The sequence below is a fragment of the Stenotrophomonas sp. KH_052 genome, assembly GCF_057838755.1.
In genome coordinates, this window is sequence record NZ_CM174475.1 from 1,259,495 (window position 1) to 1,280,464 (window position 20,970).

The following is a 20,970-nucleotide window of genomic DNA, read 5'->3' on the forward strand; positions in this document are numbered from 1 at the left end:
GGGGGACGGGGCGGACAGGGCTGGCCTCGGCTGACTGTGGAGAATGCGTCATCGAGTTTTACGCGACGATGACCTGATGGGGAAGAGTGCATGTCGCTCGGGCTCTCATTGTGAATGCATTCATCTTCAGTGGCCTGGCATGCTGGGGGAGATCGGGCCGTTCCGACGTTTGACTCTCTACCCGCGTGTTGCGGGTGGAGAGAGAACGTATGAAGCATTCGAAGTTGAGCCTGGCCCTGGCCGGGCTGCTTGGCATTGGCGCCATCATGGCGGCTGATGACGTCATGGCAATGAGTTATCACGTGCAGGGCGACCGCATCTTCCTGAGCGGCGGCGTGACCTATGCAGACGTGGTGTCGCTGCCGGCGTTGCTGGCCAAGGCGCAGGCCGAGGGCCGGCCGATCCGCGAGGTGGTGCTGCGCACCTCCAATGGTGGCGCGCTGATCGCCGGCGAGTGGCTGCAGGGGGTGATCCGCACCTCCGGCCTGAACACCATCGTGTCCGGTCACTGCATTTCGTCCTGCTCGATCATGCAGTCCGGTGGCGTCGAGCGCTATCTGGCCGGCGACCTGCCGATCATCGACTCGGTGCAGATCCACGCGGCCAGCAGCGGCGGCAAGGTGATCTACACACCGTCGCTGCGCATGACCCAGATCTATACCGGCAACTACGGCGGCGGCATGGATGCCGGGCTGCTGCACAAGGCCATGTATGAAGTGGTGCAACCGAACGGGTTGCTGGTGTTCCGCGATCCGGCCCGTGGCACCGGTCCTTCGGTCACCTTCGATCCGGATGGCAGCGGAACCAAGCAGGAGTCGTTCCCCGGGCAGGACATCTACAGCAACAGGATCATCACCGCGAACGGTTACCGCGATCCGGGTGACACCCTCAACGTGACTGTGAATGTGAGCGGCGACATCAACCCCGGCTACCTGCGCACCGGGCGCCAGTTGCAGACCTTCGTCGATGATGATTTCGCACGGTGGAATACCAACATATCGTCGGCCTACATCAGTCTGGCGCAGGGCATCTACAACGCGTCTGGCAATGGGCCGCAGGGTATTGGCTCGAGATCGGTGCAGAGCTACCAGAACGATCCGCTCTACAAGGCTGCGCTGCTGTCGAGGCTGCGCCTGGCTGATCTGGACGTGTCCACGCTCGACAATTCCATGGGCGTGATCCGCGTCAGCAATGGCGCCACCTGGCGTACCTCCGCGACCACCGGTGCCGACTTCATGCTGGTCGACAACGGCACCATCGCACTGGAGGGGGGCGCCCTGAGAGCACCGGAAGTGCGGGTGCTGGGCGCGGGCATGCTGGTTGGCCATGGTGATGTGGCCGGTACCGCGACGGAATTCAGCGCACTGATCAGCGGCACCCGTCCGTCCTGGCGTGAGGACGGCTTCAACCGCCTGCGCGTGTTCGGGACACTGATGCCACGCGGCGGCGATCTGGTCACCCATGGCTACGTCAACATCATGCCGGGCGGCAAGGTGCTGTTCGACGTGACCGAGAACGGTGGCACTGGCAGTGGTCGCATACGCGTGGGCAGCTTCTTTGATCAGTCCAGTGGCAAGGTGAACGACGGTGCGCTGGTGATTTCCAAGGGCGCCTTCCTTGAACTGAACGTGGCGCAGGGCTACTACGGCCAGGATTTCCGTCGTGACCTGGTGCAGGGGCCGATCTACCAGGGCGGTTTCGAAGAGGCTGTACGCCTGGGCGACACCGGCTACAGCGCCAGCATCACTGGTGGTGAAGTCTTCCGCCCGCGCCACAACTCGCTGTTGAGCTTCAACGTGAAGCAGACCGCAGATGGCCTGTGGCTGACCGCCAACCCCGGCTTCGACCAGGTGGGGCTGTTCGCTAATGGCACCTCCGGCGATGGCCTGGGGCGCGCGCTGGCGACCGCTTCCGATCGCCAGGACAACGGCCTGAAGTCGCTGCTCGGTGCGCTGCAGTTCGCCGACCGTGATGTGATCGCACAACAGGCCGGCGCCCTGCGCGGTGATGCGCACGCCAGCCTGCGCCTGGCCGACACTGCGCTGGTGGGCAGCATCGGCAACGTCGTGCAACAGCATCAGTCGGCCATGCGCAGCGGCGGTGATGCCGATGGCCTGGCCTCGCAGGTGGCACAGTCGGTCTCCTCCCAGCCGGGCATGCGTCATGGCAGCCTGTTCAACCAGCTGGCGATGCACCTGGTCGAGCCGGCGTCGGGAAGCGTTGCGGGCAGCGGTGATGCTGGACGCAGCCATGGCATCTGGGCGCGCGGTTTCGCCAGCCATGGCCGCATCGATGCTGACGGTGGCGTGGCCGGCCTGAGCCACAACATCGGCGGTATCGTGATCGGTGCAGACACCCGCGTGGCCGATGACCGCGTCACCCTGGGCGCCAGCGTGGCAGCGGCCGATATGTCGACCAAGGCCAGTGACGGCTCCGGGTTCACCGGCGATGTGCGCGCGCTGGACGTGGGCGGCTACCTGGATGCGACCTATTCGCGTGGCTACCTGTCGGCAGCGGTGCGCTACACCGACCTGCGCCACGACACCCGTCGCAGCATCGGCGGTATCGATGGCCTGCAGCAGCCCCTGCGCGCCAGGTACAGCAACGATGCGATCTCCGCGCGTGTTGAACATGCGTTCTCGTTCACCACCGGCAAGGGGCTGGTGATCCAGCCGTTGCTGCCGGTGGTGGACTACGCGCGCACCTCGGCCACCCGTTTCAATGAAGGGCAGGGTGCCGGTGCGCTGGTAGGTCGCAGCGGCAGCCTGGAGAGCATCCGCGTGGGCGCAGGCCTGCAGCTGTTCAAGACCTTCGAGGGCAACAACGGCGAGCGCATCACGCCGCGCGCCCGGGTGGTCTGGCAGAAGGAGCTGGGCGATTCGCGGGCCCGCTACAGCACCGGCTTCGCCGCGGCACCGGATCTGGTGTTCGGCGCCAGCAGCCAGCGCGTGGGCGAGCAGGTGCTGGCCTGGAACCTGGGTGTGACCAGCCGCGCCAGCGAGCGTCTCTCGATCATGGCCGACTATGTGGGCGAGCGCCGCGACGGGCAGATCCAGAATGGCGTGATGCTGGGGCTGGGCTACAGGTTCTAAGTGGCGCACGGCACCGGCGATGAAGGCATCGCCGGTGCCATCCCAACGCGGGTGCTGCTGCGGTATGGTCGGTATGCCATTCCACCCAGGCCCGTCCATGCAGATCGCCGTCTTCAGTGCCCGTCCCTACGACCGTCGTTTCCTTGATGAGGCGAACCAGCGCGATGCGGCTGGGGACGGCTTTGCGTTCGTGTACTTCGATGTGGCGCTGGACGTGCACACGGCCGCGCTGGCGCAGGATTGCGCAGCCGTATGCGTGTTCGTCAATGACCGTCTCGACGCGCCGGTTCTGCGCGCGCTGCATGCGTTGGGCGTGCGGGCCGTACTGCTGCGCTGCGCCGGCTTCAACAATGTGGACCTGGCAGCCGCGAAAGCGCTGGATCTGTTCGTCGCACGCGTACCGGCCTATTCCCCGGAGGCGGTGGCCGAGCATGCGTTGGCACTGGTGATGACCCTCAACCGGCAGACCCATCGTGCCTACAACCGTGTGCGCGAGGGCAACTTCATGCTGGATGGCCTGCTCGGACGCACCCTGCATGGCCGCACGGTCGGCATCGTCGGCACCGGCAAGATCGGCCTGGCTACTGCGCGCATTTTCAAGGGCATGGGCTGCACTGTGCTGGGGCACGACCCGTATCCGTCGGCGGCCTTCGCGGGTGTGGGCGAGATGGTGAGGCTGGGTGAACTGCTGGCCCGCGCCGACATCGTGTCGCTGCATTGCCCGCTGACGCCTGAGACCCATCACCTGATCAATGATGCATCACTGGCGCGGATGAAGCCGGGCGCGATGCTGGTCAACACCTCGCGTGGCGGGCTGGTCGATACCCATGCGGTGATCCGCGCGCTGAAGTCGCGCCGGCTGGGTCATCTGGCCATCGATGTGTACGAGCAGGAGAGCGCGTTGTTCTTCCAGGACCTTTCCGGCGAGATCATCGACGACGAGGCTTTCCAGCGCCTGATGACCTTCCCCAACGTGCTGGTGACCGGCCACCAGGGCTTCTTCACGGTGGAGGCACTGCAGGAGATCTCGGCGATCACGCTGGGGAATCTGCAGGATTTCGCGGCTGGGCGGGTATGCGCCAACCGGGTAGAGGCGGGCTGAGCCGGATGGATTGACCGCCGGGGCGCCCAGCCCGTAAAATCGCGGGCTCCGCCGGAATAGCTCAGTTGGTAGAGCGGCGCATTCGTAATGCGTAGGTCGCAGGTTCGACTCCTGTTTCCGGCACCAGTTGTAATGAAAAGCCCCGGCCCTTGGTCGGGGCTTTTTTTGTGCTCCGGTAGTGCCGGCCGCTGGCCGGCAGCTCCAGTAGTGCCAGCCCATGGCTGGCAGCCCAGGATTTCCGAGTCTCGCGGTCTACTCGCCCCTCCGGCTTCCCAGGCGCTTAGCTCCTCGCACAGTTCCTGACCTGGCAACCGCAGCCGGTCATTCCTGTGCTATGAATACCCAGCCTTGCTTCAAGGCTCTTTCAAGGATTGGAAGGATGAGCAGGTTCGGGGGAACTGCAGGCGGTGTGTCGACCCGCTTCAGGAGAATTGAAAATCGAATTCGGAAGCTGGGGGCATTGGGCGCCTGGCTGTGCTGCGTGCTGCTCATTGGCCTTGGCCTGTCGCCAGCCGCAATGGCACAGACGACAGTCACGTACATCCACACGGATGCCTTGGGCTCGGTTGTCGCCGAGAGCGATGCCAACGGCAATGTGATCAAGCGCTACGACTATGAGCCCTACGGGGCTCTGGTGGGTGATCAGGTCACGGACGGGCCGGGGTATACCGGGCATGTGAGCGATGCGGCCACCGGGCTGAGCTACATGCAGCAGCGGTACATGGATCCGCAGTTGGGTGTGTTCCTGTCGGTGGACCCGGTGACGGCGTATGAGCAGCCAGTGGGGCAGTTCAATCGGTACCGGTATGCCAATGGAAATCCTTACAAGTTCAAGGATCCGGATGGGCGGCAGAGTCTGCCGCGTTCGGTCTACGAAACGGACTGGACGAAGCCTGAAACTAGACAGGCGTTCCGTGAAGCAGCCTCGATGGTCGCGGACTTCACCCCTATCGTCGGTGACGTCAAGGGTGCGATTACTGCAGTTCAAGATCCTTCTGCTATCAACATAGCTGCCGCAGCCGTTGGCCTGGTCCCCATCGTGGGTGATGGCGCTGGCGCGATGGCACGAGGGGTAGCGTCGGAAGCAAGAGTTCTTGGAGCGATTGGTGAAGTCAAGAACACGGAAAAGGCGCTGACCTCGCACGGGGCGACAATTCCTGATTTCAAGAATTCTCGACAGGTTGGCGAAATTAAGGATACAAAACGATTGTCTGATTCGTCGCAACTCAGAGCGCAGCGGGAACATGCTCAGGCGACTGGGCGAGAGCATGTTGTCGTCACGGGCGCAAATACTAAGGTAAGTTCTACGGTGGAACGGCAGTCAACAATTGTTCGACGAGATGACTTAGGACCTAAAAGATGACGCCCAAAGAACAGGTCGAGAGAATACTCGAAGACATGCTGAATTTCGCCAGAAAGATGCTTGTAGAGCATGGAGAGTTTCACCCATTTGGAGTTTACCTTGCCTCTACTGGAGATATGGTGCATACGGGCGTCAAGATGAATGGTGGAGGCGCCGCAGGTCGGATGAGGCTGCTTCAGTTGGCGCTGCAGGAGCGGAAGGATTGTGCGATCGCATACGGCATAGCTTCCAATGTATGGTTGCCGCAGAATGATGATTCTGGTCTCGATGCGGTTAAAGTGTTCTTGGAGCATCGGGATGGGTATTGTGCGGAAGTGTTCTGCCCGTATGACCTTTCCAAGAGTGATCCGCTGATAGTTGCGGAAATTTTTGCTCAAGAAGGCGATGCAGTCTTCTTCTCCCGCTCGCCCGCTGACGACGAGAGGTGTTAAGCTTGACCGCTGAATGCCTGGTGCCGCCGTTCGATAGGCGAGTCGTTGTGGCGTAGGTCGTAGGTTCGACTCCTGTTTCCGGCACCAGTTGTAATGAAAAGCCCCGGCCTTGGTCGGGGCTTTTTTTGTGCTCCGGTAGTGCCGGCCGCTGGCCGGCAGCTCCAGTAGTGCCAGCCCATGGCTGGCAGCCCAGGATTTCCGAGTCTCGCGGTCTACTCGCCCCTCCGGCTTCCCAGGCGCTTAGCTCCTCGCACAGTTCCTGACCTGGCAACCGCAGCCGGCCATTCCTGTGCTATGAATACCCAGCCTTGCTCCAAGGCTCTTTCAGGGATTGGAAGGATGCACAGGTTCGGGGGAACTGCAGGCGGCGTGTCGACCCGCTTCAGGGGATTTGAGGGTCGAATTCGGAAGTCGGGAGCATTAGGCGCTTGGCTGTGCTGCGTGCTGCTGATCGGCTTTGGCTTGTCGCCAGCCGCAATCGCCCAGGAGACGGTCACCTACATCCACACGGACGCCTTGGGCTCGGTCGTAGCCGAGAGCGATGCCAACGGCAACGTGATCAGACGCTATGACTACGAGCCGTACGGTGCCGTAGTAGGTGGTCAGGTCACGGACGGGCCGGGGTATACCGGTCATGTGAGCGATGCGGCCACCGGGCTGAGCTACATGCAGCAGCGGTACATGGATCCGCAGTTGGGGGTGTTCCTGTCGGTAGATCCGGTAACGGCGTATGAGCAGCCAGTGGGGCAGTTCAATCGATATCGATATGCGAACGGCAATCCGTACAAGTTCACGGATCCTGATGGGCGCAACCCGACTATCCTTGCACCGGTTGTAGTCGGTCCGCTTGTAGTTGCCACGGTCTACTATCTGGGTACGACGCCTGAGCAACGTCAGCAGGCAGGACAAGCGATAGATCGAGGCATAAAAAGGCTTTTCCAAAGAAATGAGGCCGCAGATTCAACGAGCGATGCTGGCACGTCTGCACAGCCTGGTGATGCAGATAGTTCCGAAGGCTGCATCTACTGCGTAGACGGATCCAAGACCCAGTCCGGCAAAGATTACATCGGATCAACGGATGACATGGGGCGGAGGCAGCGCGATACTTCCGACGGAAGGGACCGAAGTGGCGCTGAGAGAATTGGAAGCTATTCTAAAGGTGACAGGACGGGTCGTCAGAACCAAGAGCAGCAGGCCATAAATGATCGAGGTGGCAAAGAAAATTTGGATAACAAACGAAATGAGGTAGCTCCCCCTCGATGGGAGGAGCGAAATATCAGGCCGCCAGAGAGGTAGCGTCTAAGTGATCAATGAACGCCCCATTCCGGATGCAGCCTTCGAGGATGAGAATGCAGTAGAGATGCTGCGTGTCTGGATTGCAGCAAAAGGGCTGCATTGTTCTATGAAGGTTGGAATGTATAGGGAGCAGTTTGAAGTGCCTGAAGAAAGGGCCTGGGGAAGAATTTTGGCAGACGTTGCACGGCATCTGGCGAACGCGCTGGAAACCGGGTACGGTGCTGATGCGCATGCCTCCCTTCGTGAGATACAGGAGTGCTTCAATAATGAGCTTGGCAAAAATTCACCTGCAATCAAAGGTGGTTTCATCGATCGTCATTAAGTGATGGTCGTGGCTGCGTAGGTCGCAGGTTCGACTCCTGTTTCCGGCACCAGTTGTAGAAAAGCCCCGGCCTTGGTCGGGGCTTTTTTTGTGCTCTGGTAGCGCCGGGCCATGCCCGGCGGAATGCCGGCCGCAGTAGTGCCAGCCCATGGCTGGCAGCCCTGGATTTCCGAGTCTCGCGGTCTACTCGCCCCTCCGGCTTCCCTGGCGCTTAGCTCCTCGCACAGTTCCTGACCTGGTAACCGCAGCCGCCCATTCCTGTGCTATGAATTCCAGCCTTGCTCCAAGGCTCTTTCAGGGATTGGAAGGATGCGCAGGTTCGGGGGAGTTGCAGGCGGTGTGTTTACCCGCTTGAGGGGATTTGAAGATCGAATTCGGAAGCTGGGGGCATCAGGCACCTGGCTGTGCTGCGTGCTGCTGATCGGCCTTGGCCTGTCGCCATCCGCTATCGCCCAGACGACGGTCACCTACATTCACACGGACCCCCTTGGCTCGGTCGTAGCTGAGAGCGATGCCAATGGCAACGTGATCAAGCACTATGACTACGAGCCGTACGGTGCCGTGGTGGGTGGACAGGTCACGGACGGGCCGGGGTATACCGGCCATGCGAGCGACTCGGCTACCGGCTTGAGCTACATGCAGCAGCGGTACATGGATCCACAGTTGGGGGTGTTTCTGTCAGTGGATCCTGTGACGGCGTATGAGCAGCCTGTGGGGCAGTTCAACCGGTATCGGTATGGGAACGGCAATCCGTACAAGTTCAAGGATCCTGATGGGCGTGATGCTATAGATGCAGCACGTGGCTTCATAGGCGGCATGGCGGGCAACTTTCTCGCGACCCCGAGTCTTGTCCAACGACAGCAGGTAGATCTGACTCCGCAGACATTTGGAGGAATGAACGGAAACTCAGCAAACATCGACTATGCGATTGGCAGAGGAGCTGCGAATGCACTCGCTGCTGCCCTTGAACTGCCCTTGAACTGCCCTTGACGTTGTTTCCGGTGCAGCGATGGGGGCTGGTTCGGGTCGTCGCGCAGGGGCTGAAACTCTGGCAGAGGCGCGTGCTGCACGTAATGCCTTGGCGGGAGAGTTGGCGCCGCTCAAAGGCCAAGCGCCAGCAACAGTGACTGCTGGTTACAACGTAAGAACAGGGGAAGTTGCTGCCCGTGCTTGTGGTGGAGGAACATGTGCCGAGGGGCACGTCGCGAAGGCGTTGGGCGGCAACAAGGCCGATATTAGGTTTACCGAAGCAATTAGGCCGAGAACTGGTGCTGAAGTTCCTGTCTGCGCAGGCTGTGAAGCAGAGTACGGCCGCGCAGCCTTCCCAAAGGCAACCAAATTCCAGACGGATGAACTTAAAAAATGAACAAGCAGCAGTCCTATCCAGATGGTGTTGATTGCGCATGGCTGGGAGTGGATAGATTCGGCGCGGTTGCGGCCTTTGTTACTGCTGGCCAGGGGGAAGTTCCCAGTGCGATTTTAGCGGGGGATGTCGTTGATTTGCGTGTAATAGAATCTTTACTGATGGCGTTGCCAGTGATCGCAGATGTTAACTTGCGTGTGATGGTCCCGCGACCCGACGATTTTCTGGACATGGCTTGTCGTGGTCTGTACGTATACGATTGGAACGGCGCGCGCTATACACTTGTCGCTGAGCCCAAGAGTGCAATGCAGTGCTCTGCACTTAGTGATGAGTTGAAGTCGATTGCGGAGTTTGCGGTCTTTGATTCGATCGAGTTTTCCAGGCAGACAGACATTTCGGTTGGATCCCTGATGGAAGTAGTCCAGCCCACCATGTGAAATAGCGGTCACGAGGTGAGTCATGCATGCCGAGCATGATCGGGTCGGTTGGTCCGCTTTCCAGGCTTCGCTTGTTGCGCCGCAGTCCAGTTCGGAGAGCAAGGGCGTGATGCAGATCCTGGTCGGCGCATGTTCGGAAGAGGCGCGTGCTACTAATGCCAGCCCATGGCTGGCAACCCGGGATTGTCGAGTATCCCGGTTCGCTCATGTGCTTTTTCCTGCTTCTCAAGTGCTCGGTGCCTCGCGCAAAAGCCGGTGCAGATGAATTCTTTGGATCAACTGCCGCGTTGGAATTCCTTGATCCCCGTTCCTGTGCTATGAATACCGAGCCTTGCTCCAAGGCTCTTTCATGGATTGGAAGGGTGATCATGTTTGGGGGGGGCTGCAGGCGGTGTGCCTACCCGCTTCAGGGGGTTTGGATATTGAATTCGGAAGTCGGGTGCAGTGGTCGCTTGGCTGAACCGTGTGTTGCCGGCGGTATTGGCCTGCTGCCATGCATCTGAGAACCGAAGTATCCAGAACGTTGGGTAGAGCCCGATTGTGGTCGGGTCATGCGTGGGTTTCGTCAAAAAGGGGGCGATACAGATGTGTTCAAGGAACAGTTGGTGGGCATGCCTGCTGCGGATCCCGGATGCAGGGCTGTTGTTGGTCTTGCTGGCCGGGGGGGCGCCTGTTGCTCAAGGGCAGAATGTCACTCCTGACCTGGAGTATCAGCGCTACTTGGCAGCTGCCCAGAGAATTGAAGCCGAATCAACGTTCGGCGAGGAAATCAGCCCGCGCAGTGGAGCGCTCTCATTCCGCCAAGTGGATCTTGAGCTGATCGGAACGGGCCCCGCGATCCGAATCGCGCGGACATTCGGTGTTGGCGGTCGGACGCATAGATTAACTGACACTTCTGGTAACAGGATGGGGGAATGGGAGCTGGTAATTCCGCGCCTGAAAACGCTCGCAAGCGCCAAAGATTTTGCGGTCTCAAGCAGCAGCCCGCGTGGATGGCAGGTGGGGGCAGCCAGCAATGCGCGATGCACGCAGATGAGCAGTCCCGGTCCGGTCATCCCGCTCAAGGACTTGCCAATCGAGACGTCGACCTGGTGGGGGGGGTATCAGCTGGTGACTGATCGCGGGGAGGAGGAGGCCGTGCTGGGACGAATCAATCAATCGCCGATGGGAGCCCCGGCGCACGTTGCCAGAACCAAAAGCAACTGGCTCGTCTCCTGCCTTCCAGGAACCTCCAATGGCGAGCCAGGCGAAGCCTTTCTAGGAACTGCGCCTGATGGTACACGCTACTGGTTTGACTATCTTGTCTATCAGGATGCGCCAAGTGTAGGGGCGCCAGGCCCAGGTGCGCTTCCGCGAAAATACGCAAGCATGCTTGTCAGTCGTATCGAGGATCGCTTTGGGAACTCTTTGCAGTACACCTACAGTGGCGGCCTTTTGACTTCCATTTCAGCCAGTGATGGACGAAGTGTTTCTTTGCAGAACGATGGGGTGAACGTCACTTCGGTGTCGGCCATCAGTGATTCGGGAAGTCGAACATGGAGCTATGGCTATGCGAATGGAGCGCTAACGCGCGTTGGTTTGCCTGACGGCAGCGCGTGGACGTTCGCGCTGGGTGATCTTCCTGATTCGCAGATTGCATCCCTGACGACATCCTCAGGAAACTGTAGCGGGCGCGCGCCAGTTGGTGGCCTGTCTGGAGTCGCCAAGTCTGGACGTATCACATCTCCTTCCGGAGCGAGCGCTCTGTATACCGTGATGCCATTGCACTCCGGTCGATCCAATGTGCCGAAGTCGTGCTGGTCTTACTTCGGAGGCGGTGCGCTGTATGCGGACGTACCAAAAGATAGCTGGTCATTTGCGATAACGTCCAAGGTCGTCTCAGGGCCGGGTCTTCCCAGTAGATCCTGGCTTTTCCAGTACTCCGAGGGAAACTCTAGTTGGGATGAGGACTGCACGGGCGGATGTCCGGGAACTGTCTGGGCCGACCAGATATCCCCGGATGGATCTCGTCGTCGCCTCATATTCAGTAACCGCTATGGTGGTGACGAGAATCTTACATTGCGTGAGGAGTATTTCGCAGCGGGAACCGGGGCGTTGCTGCGATCGGTTGACTATGCTTACGCGATCTCTCCTCCAGTTGAATCCGCCAGCCCCTATCCTTGGCGCTCGGTGGGTCTTGATCGGACCCCGCGCAGCAATAAGCTGATCAGTGAGCGCTGGACGCCATTGCTGTCCACCACGATTCGTCAGGATGGTGAGGTTTTCAGGCACATCGTCAATCAGTACGACATATTGGCACGGCCAGTGTCCGTTACCCGATCCAGTGGTGTTGCGCCTTGAAGGGAATCAAAATGATCAAGAAGATCGCATGGCGCAGCGGCCAGCTCATGGCAGCATCTTCACTGCTGATGCTGTCGTTGAATGTTTGTGGGCAGAGTTTTTCTCGAACTGAAGTCACAACGTACTTCGACGATAGCGCGCGTTGGGTTCTGGGGCAGGTCTCCAGCCGGTCAGTCGATGGATTGGTCCTTGAGCAGACTTCATTCAGTCCAGCTTTGGCTGCTCCCGAAAAACGCTGGAATTCTGGGAAGATTGCGTGGTCGCTTTCCTATAATGCCAACGGCACCATTGCAACCTCCACGGATGGCAATGGAAACACCACGGCATTTGGTGGCTGGAAGTTGGGGATCCCGCAAGTCATTACCTATGCTGATGGAACATCGCAATCGGCAGTCGTCAGTGGACATGGGTGGATCACCCAGGTTGCTGATGAGAATGGCCATGTCACGCGCTACGGCTACGATCCTATGGGTCGTCTGGAGAGTATTGCCTACCCTGGTGACGATGCCGTTGCATGGGCAGGACTTTCACAGGCCTTCGTACAGGTCCAGACCAGCGAGTACGGCATCGATCCAGGGCACTGGCGGCAGCAGACAAGTACGGGCAATGGTCGTCGTGTGACCTATTTTGATGGCTTGTGGCAACCCTTGTTGATGGTCGAGTATGACGCGAACAATGTTGCGGGAACGCAGCGCTTCAGCGGCTTCGAGTACGATCATGAGGGGCGCGTGGTATTTGCCTCGTATCCCTCCGCTGACAGCAACCCCTCGCAGGGGGTCTGGACCAGCTATGACGGATTGGGGCGAACAGTCGGCGTGGCGCAAGATTCGGAGTTGGGCGTTCTGATGTCGACCACGGCCTATCTAAAGGATGCTTCGGGTATATACACCTTGCAGCGCAATGCGAGGGGAAGCGAGGTTCGAACCTGGTATCAAGTGTTCGACCAGCCATCCTATGAGCTGCCGGTCCGGATACTTCAGCCTGAAGGCGTTGTCACCACGATCAGCCGGGATGCTCTTGGAAAGCCCACCGCTATCACTCGCGGTGCTGAAACTGGAGGTGTTCAGATAAGCCGGCTTTACCGCTACAACTCCGCGCAGGAGCTCTGCGCCAGTGTCGAGCCCGAGAGCGGAACGACGTTGTTTGGCTACGATGGGGCGGGAAACCCTGCATGGAGTGCGGCGGGCCTGCCCCCATCCGTTCCGTGCGAACTCGAAGGCAATTCTCTCGGCGTTGTTTCGCGTCGGGTAGCGCGAGCCTATGACAACCGCAACAGGCTGTCGACCCTGACATTTCCCGATGGAAACGGAAATCAGGTCTGGAGCTACACACCCGACGGCAGACCGAGCAGGATCACGACGCAGGACTCCACTTCGTCGTCACCTGTGATCAATAGCTACAGCTACAACAAGCGCCGTTTGTTGATCGCAGAATCCGCCCAGCAAGCGGGAAGCTACAGCTGGACGCTGGGCTATGCATATGATGGAAACGGCTCGCTGGCTGGGGTCTACTATCCCAGCGGGATGTACGTGGACTATGCGCCAAACGGACTCGGTCAGCCGACTAGAGCTGGCCCTTATGCGAATGGGGTGACTTATTATCCAAATGGTGGAATGAGGAGATTTGTCTACGGAAATGGCGTTGTGCATGAGATGCATCAGAATGCCCGCCAACTTCCGGAGCGGGTGAACGAGGATGCTGTTCTTGGCAATGCATACCACTATGACAAAGCGGGGAACGTTGCGGATATTGTTGATTCCATCGACGCCTCCAGGACCCGCGTCATGAGCTACGATGGACTGGATCGCTTGACCAGGGCCGTATCCCCCTCCTTTGGCGGTACCGGGGATATCTCATACGGTTTTGACGCCGCTGACAATCTGCGTTCTGTCAGCTTGGGTGGCGTGAGGAAGCATCACTACTGGTACGACTCGAGCAACCGCTTGAGCAATGTGGTCAGCGATTCTGGTGCCACGGTCATCGGGCTTTCCTACGATGTCCAGGGAAATCTGGCCAACAGGAACGGGCAGGTATTTCAGTTCGACTACGGGAATCGTCTGCGCGCTGCGGTCGGAAAGGAGGTATATCGATATGATGGGCATGGGCGTCGGACAGTATCCTCGTTGCCCGGTGGCGGAGATATCGTTTCCATGTACGGTGTGGATGGCGTGCTGAGACGCCAGGACAATCAGCGCACCGCGAATGTGATCGAGTATGTCCATCTGAATGGAAGCCTCGTTGCTCAGGTGAGTGCTTCTACAGCCCCCGCTGCACCGGTGCTCGAGGTGCCGACCTATAGCGCGGATGGCACTTTTGTTGTCAGCTGGAGCGACATTGTGACGGCCACGCGCTTCGAACTGCAGGAGCAGGTTGATGGCGGAGCGTGGCGGGTGGGTTACACCGGCTCTGGGCGCTCCGAGGGCATGACGGCAAAGGCCGCAGGATACTGGAGCTATCGCGTTCGTGCGTGCCGTCAGTCGGTTTGCGGTGGATGGTCGCCGGTCGCGACTGTGGCCGTGAAGGTCGTACCCTCCGGTATTCCCAGCATATCTGTGCCTGCGTTGTCGACGTCCGGCGCGTTCAACGTGTCATGGACTGCAGTGGCTGGTGCGACCAGCTACCGCGTTGAAGAGCGGGTGGCGGGAGCCGCTTGGACGCAGCTTGGAAGCTCTTCGGCCCTATACCTGGGAATAGGCGGGCGCTCTGCTGGAAATTATTCGTATCGGGTGAGTGCGTGCAATGCTAGTGGGTGCGGCGCGGCTGGGGGAGAGGGCAATGTCAGAGTGGTGCTTCCGCCGACATCCGCGCCAACGCTCACTGTGCCGGTCAACTCTACCGATGGCATCTATACGATCGGTTGGCCATCTGTTGCTGCGGCAACAAGCTATCGGCTGGAGGAGCTCAGCCCGGCGGGAGGGTGGACTTTGCTCTATGTGGGAGGGGCCACCTCTCAGGGGGTTGCGGGAAGAACGAACGGAACCTATCAGTACCGTGCCGTGGCCTGCAATGATGGCGGGTGCTCCGATTACTCACCCGTGGCGACCATTCAGGTCCTTTTGCCGCCTGCCGGTAGCCCCGTGCTGTCGCTTCCTTCCAGTAACGTTAGTGGTGACTATGGAATAAGCTGGTCGGTTCAGGCGTTCGCAACTCACTACAGATTGGAGGAAAGCATCAACGGCGGTGCTTGGATGCTGATTCACGATGAGGGAGCGACATTGCGTTCCTTCACTGGACGGGCATCTGCAGCTTACAGCTATCGGGTTCAGGCGTGTAATGCCAGTGGTTGTGGCGGATGGTCGTCTCAAGTCACTGTATCCGTGTTGAGGATCCCCCCGACTCCTGGAAATGCGTATGCCATGTGGGATAGCCCTACCAAGAGCCAGTGGCTGGTGACGGTTCGTTGGGGGGCAGCCGCTGATGCAACCTACTATGAGTTGTCGGGATATGTTGTCTACAGTGGCCCGGCACGCACAGCTTCAAAACTGGTCAAGTCGGTTAACCCGCCGGCAGGGACGCAGAGTTTCCAGGTGCGTGCGTGCAATGCCAGTGGCTGTTCGGCATGGTCAGCCGTTTTCTATGCAAGCGCATGAGGTTGCTTGCTGAGTTGAAGCCGGCATTTCTACTTGGCAGAGTTCAAGGGATTTTTCGATAACTTGTTCCGGTTTCCGTGAATAATGCAAAGCCCTGGCCTAGGCCAGGGCTTTTTTTGTGTCCAGGCGATCGAGCGTCGGCAGCCTCACCGAAGGCTGCAAGCCTTCATCAACGCCTCGTCATCCCTGCGCCCCGTGCCAGCCACCACGCGAGCTGCCGGAGATAGCCACCTGCTGCTCCCGCCGATGCGCCGATCAGCAGGCGTGCAAGCACTCTGGTCCCGCGCGCGGCCCGCTCCCGCATCCGAGGCAGTACCGCCACCACCTGCGCACCCAGCAACAGCATCAGCACGTCCAGCCCGAGCGCATCCACCACCGGCAGCAACGGCGACAGCGCCGGATTGCAGGCCAGCACGATCACCAGCGCAGCACCCAGCACGGCCATCAGGCGGCGCCCGGCGGGCAGCGTGGTCCAGTTCAGCAGCCGGTTGATCAGGCGCATGGCGTTCCTTGTGTCACGTGCAAGACTCCTCATCAGGCTCAATCGGGCGCACCGACTGCCGCAGCACGGTTTTCAACCGCGCCGCGCCGGTCCTGCGCGGGTCGCTCAGGTAGATCTCATGATGGGGGCCGGCAAAGGTGTAACCCAGTGCGGGCATCAGTTCGCCGTGCAGATGGGCCAGGATCGGGCCCTCGTCATCGTAGGCACCCACATGCAGGGTCTGCAGGCAGAGGCCTTCTTCAAGAATTTCATGGCGAAGGCTGGCCGGGACCTCGCCCAGTTTCTTCGCCGCATTGGCGATGGCAGCCTCCAACTGCTCTGGACTGATCCCGTTCGGCGTACGGATCATCACCGTCCACCTCCACTCATCCTTGTGGCGTGCCACAAAGCTCGACGGATCCTCGGCGCTCCACAGCGCTTCCAGCGGTGGCACCACGTAGTCCTGGCCCATGGCCTTCAGCGCGAACTTCAGTGCATAGCTCACCGAGTACAGCCACTGCACGTCCTGCAGGTAGGCGGGGGCCGTGTTCGGGTCGCCGCGACCATCGACCATCACGTAGGGCAGGGGCGGCACATCGACCCGTACGAACTTGCCGGTGGGCGGTTGATAGAGCGCCCGGTCGCGCTTCCTGAAGTCGATCTTGTCCACGGGCCTTCCTCCTGCGCCGAGCATCCCATGCCGGTCACCCGCCAGCACGCCTGAACAGGTTCAGATGACTTTGCCGAAAGAGGGCGGACTGCCGGCCAGCACCGGATGCTAGGATGCCGCCCCCGGGCGTCCTGCCCGCCGCGCCTGCGCGGTGCGACAACGTGTCGCAGTCAGAATCAGGCCTTTCCTGCGCTCGATCATTGTCAATGCCTTTCTTAAATGGTGCGTGACGGCCTAAAATTGAAAGGCTGACTCGACCCCACCTCCCTGCCTGTCTTCCGGACCGGTGGGACCGGCTTTGGCCGGAACAGGCAGGACGGGGAACGGCATTCCCTCGCAATTGGATCGACCGATGATTCCGTTGAAAACCCTTGGGCGCTGGTTGCGCCCGGGCCTGCTGCTGTCGTTGCTGGTGATGCTCACCGGCTGCGATGCCGTGGCCATCCTCAGTCCGAAGGGCCAGATCGGCCAGGATGAGAAGACCCTGCTGATCACGGCTACCGTGCTCATGCTGCTGGTCGTCATCCCGGTCATCATCATGACCCTGACCTTCGCGTGGAAGTATCGCGCCTCCAACACCAAGGCCCGCTACGAGCCGAAGTGGTCCCACTCGACGGCGATCGAGGTGGTGGTGTGGTCCATTCCCTGCATGATCGTGCTGGTGCTGGCGGTCCTGACCTGGCGTTCGTCGCACGCGCTGGACCCGTACAAGCCGCTGGAATCGGACGTCAAGCCGGTCACCATCGAGGCGATCTCGCTGGACTGGAAGTGGCTGTTCATCTATCCGGAAGAGAAGGTGGCGGTCGTCAACGAAATCAAGTTCCCGGTCAACACGCCGCTGAACTTCAAGATCACGTCCGATACGGTGATGAATGCCTTCTTCATCCCGCACCTGGGCAGCATGATCTACTCGATGGCTGCGATGGAGACCAAGCTCCATCTGATCGCCAACGAGACCGGTGAATTCCCGGGCATGTCCTCGCACTACAGCGGCGCGGGCTTCGCCAAGATGCACTTCACCGCCTACTCGGTCACCGATGCCGAATACCGCCAGTGGCTGGACCAGGTCCGCGCCGGCGATCAGACCCTGGACAAGGCTTCGTTCAAGGCCCTGGGTGATGCGCGCAACGCCGAGTGGTATCCGGTCACCTACTTCGGCAAGACCGAAGAAGGCCTGTTCGACTGGGTCCTGGCCAAGCACATGGGCGACAACAAGCATTACGGCATGAAGCACGAGCACAAGGCCCCGGCCGACGGTGCTGCTGCTGAAGGCCACGATGCCCATGCGGGTCACGAGGGCCACGAAGGCCACGCCGACGCCGCTGCCGCTCCGGCCGAACACGCCGGACACACTGCTGACGAACACGCCGCCGCCGGTCACGCCGGCCACGCTGGTTCGGGAGAATGAACATGTTGGGTAAACTCTCAATTGAGTCGATCCCCCACGATCCGATCGTCCTGACGACGTTGATCGGCGCAGTTCTGGGTGGCCTGGGCGTGATGGCCCTGATCACCAAGTTCAAGCTGTGGGGCTATCTGTGGAAGGAGTGGTTCACCTCGGTGGATCACAAGAAGATCGGCGTGATGTACCTCATCGTCGCCTTCGTCATGCTGCTACGCGGTTTCTCCGACGCCATCATGATGCGTACCCAGCAGGCGCTCGCCGTCGGCGGGTCCGAGGGTTACCTGCCGCCGCACCACTACGACCAGATCTTCACCGCCCACGGCGTGATCATGATCTTCTTCGTGGCGATGCCGCTGATCACCGGCCTGATGAACCTGGCCGTGCCGCTGCAGATCGGTGCGCGCGACGTCGCGTTCCCGTTCGTCAACTCGCTCAGCTTCTGGCTGTTCGTGTCCGGTGCGGTGCTGATCATGCTGTCGCTGTGGATCGGTGAGTTCGCTGCCACCGGCTGGCTGGCGTTCCCGCCACTGTCGGGCATCGAATACAGTCCAAGCGTAGGCATGGACTACTACATCTGGGGTCTACAGGTCGCAGGCCTGGGTACCACGCTGAGCGGTATCAACTTCTTCATCACCATCTTGAAGATGCGTACCCCCAGCATGAAGCTGATGCAGATGCCGGTGTTCACCTGGACCGCCCTGGTGACCAACGTGCTGATCGTCGCGGCCTTCCCGGTGCTGACCATCACCCTGGTGCTGCTGACCCTGGACCGTTACCTGGGTACGCACTTCTTCACCAATGACGGTGGCGGCAACGCCATGCTGTACATCAACCTGATCTGGATCTGGGGTCACCCGGAAGTCTATATCCTGGTGCTGCCGGCGTTCGGTGTGTTCTCCGAAGTCATCGCGACCTTCTCGCGCAAGGCGCTGTTCGGCTACAAGGGCATGGTCTACGCCACCGCCTGCATCGGCGTGCTGTCGTTCATCGTGTGGCTGCACCACTTCTTCACCATGGGTTCGGGTGCCAACGTCAATGCCTTCTTCGGCATCACGACGATGATCATCTCGATCCCGACCGGCGTGAAGATCTTCAACTGGCTGTTCACCATGTTCCGCGGTCGCGTGCAGTTCACCACGCCCGTGCTGTGGACCATCGGCTTCATGGTCACCTTCACCATCGGCGGCATGACCGGCGTGATGCTGGCGATCCCGGCCATCGACTTCGTGCTGCACAACAGCCTGTTCCTGATCGCCCACTTCCACAACGTCATCATCGGCGGCGTGGTGTTCGGCATGTTCGCCGGCATCACCTACTGGTGGCCGAAGATGTTCGGCTTCCGCCTCAATGAGTTCTGGGGCAAGTGCGCGTTCTGGTGCTGGTTCATCGGCTTCTACGTGACCTTCATGCCGATGTACGTGCTGGGCTTCATGGGCATGACCCGTCGCCTGCAGAGCACCGTCAACCCGGCCTACGAGCCGCTGCTGCTGGTGGCTGCCGCAGGTGCCTTCATCGTGGGTGCCGGCATCCTGTGCCAGATCATCCAGGTGGCCGTGTCGATCCGCGACCGCAAGAAGACCGCCGACCTGACCGGCGACCCGTGGGATGCCCGTACGCTGGAGTGGGAAACCTCTTCGCCGCCGGCCTTCTACAACTTTGGCAGCCTGCCGGAAGTCACCGAGCTGGACGATTTCTGGGAGCGCAAGCAGCGTGGTGAAGCCTGGCCGAAGCCGGCCAAGTACACCGACATCCACATGCCGCGCAACACCGGCACGGGCGTTGTCATCGGTGCCTTCAGCCTGGTGTTCGGCTTCGCGATGATCTGGCACATCTGGTGGCTGGCCATCGTCGGCTTCGTCGGCATGATCGCCACGTTCATCTACCGCACCTTCGACCAGGACGTGGACTACTGGGTCCCGGCCGCCGAGGTGGAACGCATCGAGAACGAACACCGCAAGCACCTGGAATCCCAGGGCCTGGTGAAGTCGGAGCTGAAGGCATGAGCACCAATACCTCGACCCTGAGCCACGGGCACGCCGCGCAAGCGGCGGCCCATGGCCATGACGACCACGAGCACCACGACACCGGCGGCAACACCGTCTTCGGTTTCTGGGTGTACCTGATGAGCGACTGCCTCATCTTCGCCTCGCTGTTCGCCACCTACGTGGTGCTGGCCGGCGGCACCGATGGCGGCCCCACCGCGAAGGACCTGTTCGAGCTGCCGTTCGTGGCATGGGAAACCGCGCTGCTGCTGACCTCTTCGCTGACCTTCGGCCTGGGCATGATTGCCATGCACCGCAAGCAGATGGGCCAGATGTACCTGTGGCTGGGCATCACCTGGCTGCTGGGCTTCGGCTTCATGTGCATGGAAGTGTGGGAATTCCAGCACCTGATCCATCAGGGCTATGGTCCGGACCGTAGTGCCTTCCTGTCGGCGTTCTTCGCCCTGGTCGGTACCCACGGCCTGCACGTCAGCGCCGGCCTGCTGTGGCTGCTGGTGATGTTCGTGCAGCTGAAGAAGTACGGCCTGACCCCGACCAACAAGACCCGCATGGCGTGCCTGAGCCTGTTCTGGCACTTCCTGGACCTGATCTGGATCGGCGTGTTCTCCGTCGTCTACCTCAATGGAGCGCTGTAATGGCACATGACAACCATGCACACGACCATGCCGCCGGCGGTGAAAGCCATGGCAGCGTGAAGTCGTACCTGATCGGCTTCGTGCTGGCGGTGGTGCTGACCGTCATCCCGTTCTGGATGGTGATGTCGGGCGACTTCTCGCGCACCGTCAACGGTGTGGTGATCGCGATCACCGCGGTACTGCAGATGCTGGTCCACCTGGTGTTCTTCCTGCACCTGGACCGCTCTTCGGAAAGCCGCTGGAACGTCAACGCTGCGGCCTTCACCGTGGTGGTGATCGGCATCATCGTGGTCGGTACCCTGTGGGTCATGCACAACATGAACGTGCACATGATGCACTGACGTCTTCGCGACGTTGCCACGCAGAAAGGCCGCCCTCGGGCGGCCTTTTTGTTTGCCTGCGAATGGGTAGTGCCGGCCGCTGGCCGGCAATCGCGGGAA

The 20,970-nt window shown here is 60.4% G+C and carries 16 protein-coding genes and 1 tRNA gene; 15 read left to right on the top strand and 2 right to left on the bottom strand.

Annotated features, from left to right (window positions below):
- The first annotated feature begins 209 nt into the window (after positions 1-209).
- The 11 genes from AC3ITW_RS05740 to AC3ITW_RS05790 all read left to right on the top strand — a co-directional run bounded on the left by AC3ITW_RS05740 (position 210) and on the right by AC3ITW_RS05790 (position 15,336).
- A complete protein-coding gene (locus AC3ITW_RS05740) occupies positions 210-3,092 on the top strand; it encodes an autotransporter domain-containing protein (RefSeq protein WP_489390134.1) in 2,883 nt (960 codons plus the stop codon).
- Positions 3,093-3,189: 97 nt separating this feature from the next.
- The gene (locus tag AC3ITW_RS05745; RefSeq protein ID WP_100434228.1) at positions 3,190-4,194 is read left to right on the top strand and encodes a 2-hydroxyacid dehydrogenase; all 1,005 of its coding nucleotides are present in this window, start codon (positions 3,190-3,192) and stop codon (positions 4,192-4,194) included.
- Between the two features lie 50 nt (positions 4,195-4,244).
- Positions 4,245-4,320 (top strand) — tRNA-Thr (locus AC3ITW_RS05750).
- Positions 4,321-4,573: 253 nt separating this feature from the next.
- The gene (locus tag AC3ITW_RS05755; protein ID WP_100434229.1) at positions 4,574-5,557 is read left to right on the top strand and encodes an RHS repeat-associated core domain-containing protein; all 984 of its coding nucleotides are present in this window, start codon (positions 4,574-4,576) and stop codon (positions 5,555-5,557) included.
- On the top strand, positions 5,554-5,988 hold the full coding sequence (locus AC3ITW_RS05760) for a hypothetical protein (RefSeq protein WP_100434230.1): 435 nt from the start codon (positions 5,554-5,556) through the stop codon (positions 5,986-5,988). Before AC3ITW_RS05755 ends, AC3ITW_RS05760 begins: the two co-directional genes overlap by 4 nt.
- Positions 5,989-6,429: 441 nt before the next feature.
- Complete coding sequence (locus AC3ITW_RS05765; RefSeq protein WP_489390135.1) at positions 6,430-7,284, top strand: RHS repeat-associated core domain-containing protein; 855 nt, start codon at positions 6,430-6,432, stop codon at positions 7,282-7,284.
- A gap of 7 nt (positions 7,285-7,291) precedes the next feature.
- Positions 7,292-7,606 (top strand): DUF5076 domain-containing protein, encoded by a 315-nt coding sequence (locus AC3ITW_RS05770; RefSeq protein ID WP_227417111.1) that lies wholly within the window; start codon positions 7,292-7,294, stop codon positions 7,604-7,606.
- Between the two features lie 309 nt (positions 7,607-7,915).
- The gene (locus AC3ITW_RS05775) at positions 7,916-8,596 is read left to right on the top strand and encodes an RHS repeat-associated core domain-containing protein (protein WP_489390136.1); all 681 of its coding nucleotides are present in this window, start codon (positions 7,916-7,918) and stop codon (positions 8,594-8,596) included.
- A gap of 372 nt (positions 8,597-8,968) precedes the next feature.
- Positions 8,969-9,406, top strand: a complete 438-nt coding sequence (locus AC3ITW_RS05780) for a hypothetical protein (RefSeq protein WP_489390137.1) — start codon at positions 8,969-8,971, stop codon at positions 9,404-9,406.
- Positions 9,407-10,048: 642 nt separating this feature from the next.
- The gene (locus tag AC3ITW_RS05785) at positions 10,049-11,746 is read left to right on the top strand and encodes a hypothetical protein (protein ID WP_489390138.1); all 1,698 of its coding nucleotides are present in this window, start codon (positions 10,049-10,051) and stop codon (positions 11,744-11,746) included.
- Positions 11,747-11,757: 11 nt separating this feature from the next.
- Positions 11,758-15,336, top strand: a complete 3,579-nt coding sequence (locus tag AC3ITW_RS05790; RefSeq protein WP_489390139.1) for a wall-associated protein — start codon at positions 11,758-11,760, stop codon at positions 15,334-15,336.
- Between the two features lie 169 nt (positions 15,337-15,505).
- On the opposite strand, the gene AC3ITW_RS05795 is transcribed toward AC3ITW_RS05790, so the two are convergent.
- Together AC3ITW_RS05795 and AC3ITW_RS05800 are read right to left on the bottom strand one after the other, a co-directional pair.
- Positions 15,506-15,838 carry a hypothetical protein gene (locus tag AC3ITW_RS05795; protein ID WP_100434233.1) on the bottom strand — a complete coding sequence of 111 codons (333 nt, stop codon included), beginning with the start codon at positions 15,836-15,838 and terminating at the stop codon, positions 15,506-15,508.
- Positions 15,839-15,851: 13 nt separating this feature from the next.
- Positions 15,852-16,487, bottom strand: coding sequence for a GyrI-like domain-containing protein (locus tag AC3ITW_RS05800; protein ID WP_489390140.1), 636 nt, complete (start codon positions 16,485-16,487; stop codon positions 15,852-15,854).
- A gap of 352 nt (positions 16,488-16,839) precedes the next feature.
- Between AC3ITW_RS05800 and cyoA the strand changes: the two genes are divergently transcribed.
- The 4 genes from cyoA to cyoD are packed head-to-tail and all read left to right on the top strand — an operon-like array spanning position 16,840 to position 20,871.
- Positions 16,840-17,895 carry a ubiquinol oxidase subunit II gene (cyoA, locus tag AC3ITW_RS05805; RefSeq protein ID WP_012510426.1) on the top strand — a complete coding sequence of 352 codons (1,056 nt, stop codon included), beginning with the start codon at positions 16,840-16,842 and terminating at the stop codon, positions 17,893-17,895.
- A 2-nt stretch (positions 17,896-17,897) separates the two neighbouring features.
- Positions 17,898-19,895 (top strand): cytochrome o ubiquinol oxidase subunit I, encoded by a 1,998-nt coding sequence (cyoB, locus tag AC3ITW_RS05810; protein WP_012510427.1) that lies wholly within the window; start codon positions 17,898-17,900, stop codon positions 19,893-19,895.
- Positions 19,892-20,530, top strand: coding sequence for a cytochrome o ubiquinol oxidase subunit III (gene cyoC / locus AC3ITW_RS05815; RefSeq protein ID WP_012510428.1), 639 nt, complete (start codon positions 19,892-19,894; stop codon positions 20,528-20,530). Before cyoB ends, cyoC begins: the two co-directional genes overlap by 4 nt.
- The gene (cyoD, locus tag AC3ITW_RS05820; RefSeq protein ID WP_004148769.1) at positions 20,530-20,871 is read left to right on the top strand and encodes a cytochrome o ubiquinol oxidase subunit IV; all 342 of its coding nucleotides are present in this window, start codon (positions 20,530-20,532) and stop codon (positions 20,869-20,871) included. Before cyoC ends, cyoD begins: the two co-directional genes overlap by 1 nt.
- Positions 20,872-20,970 lie beyond the last annotated feature (99 nt).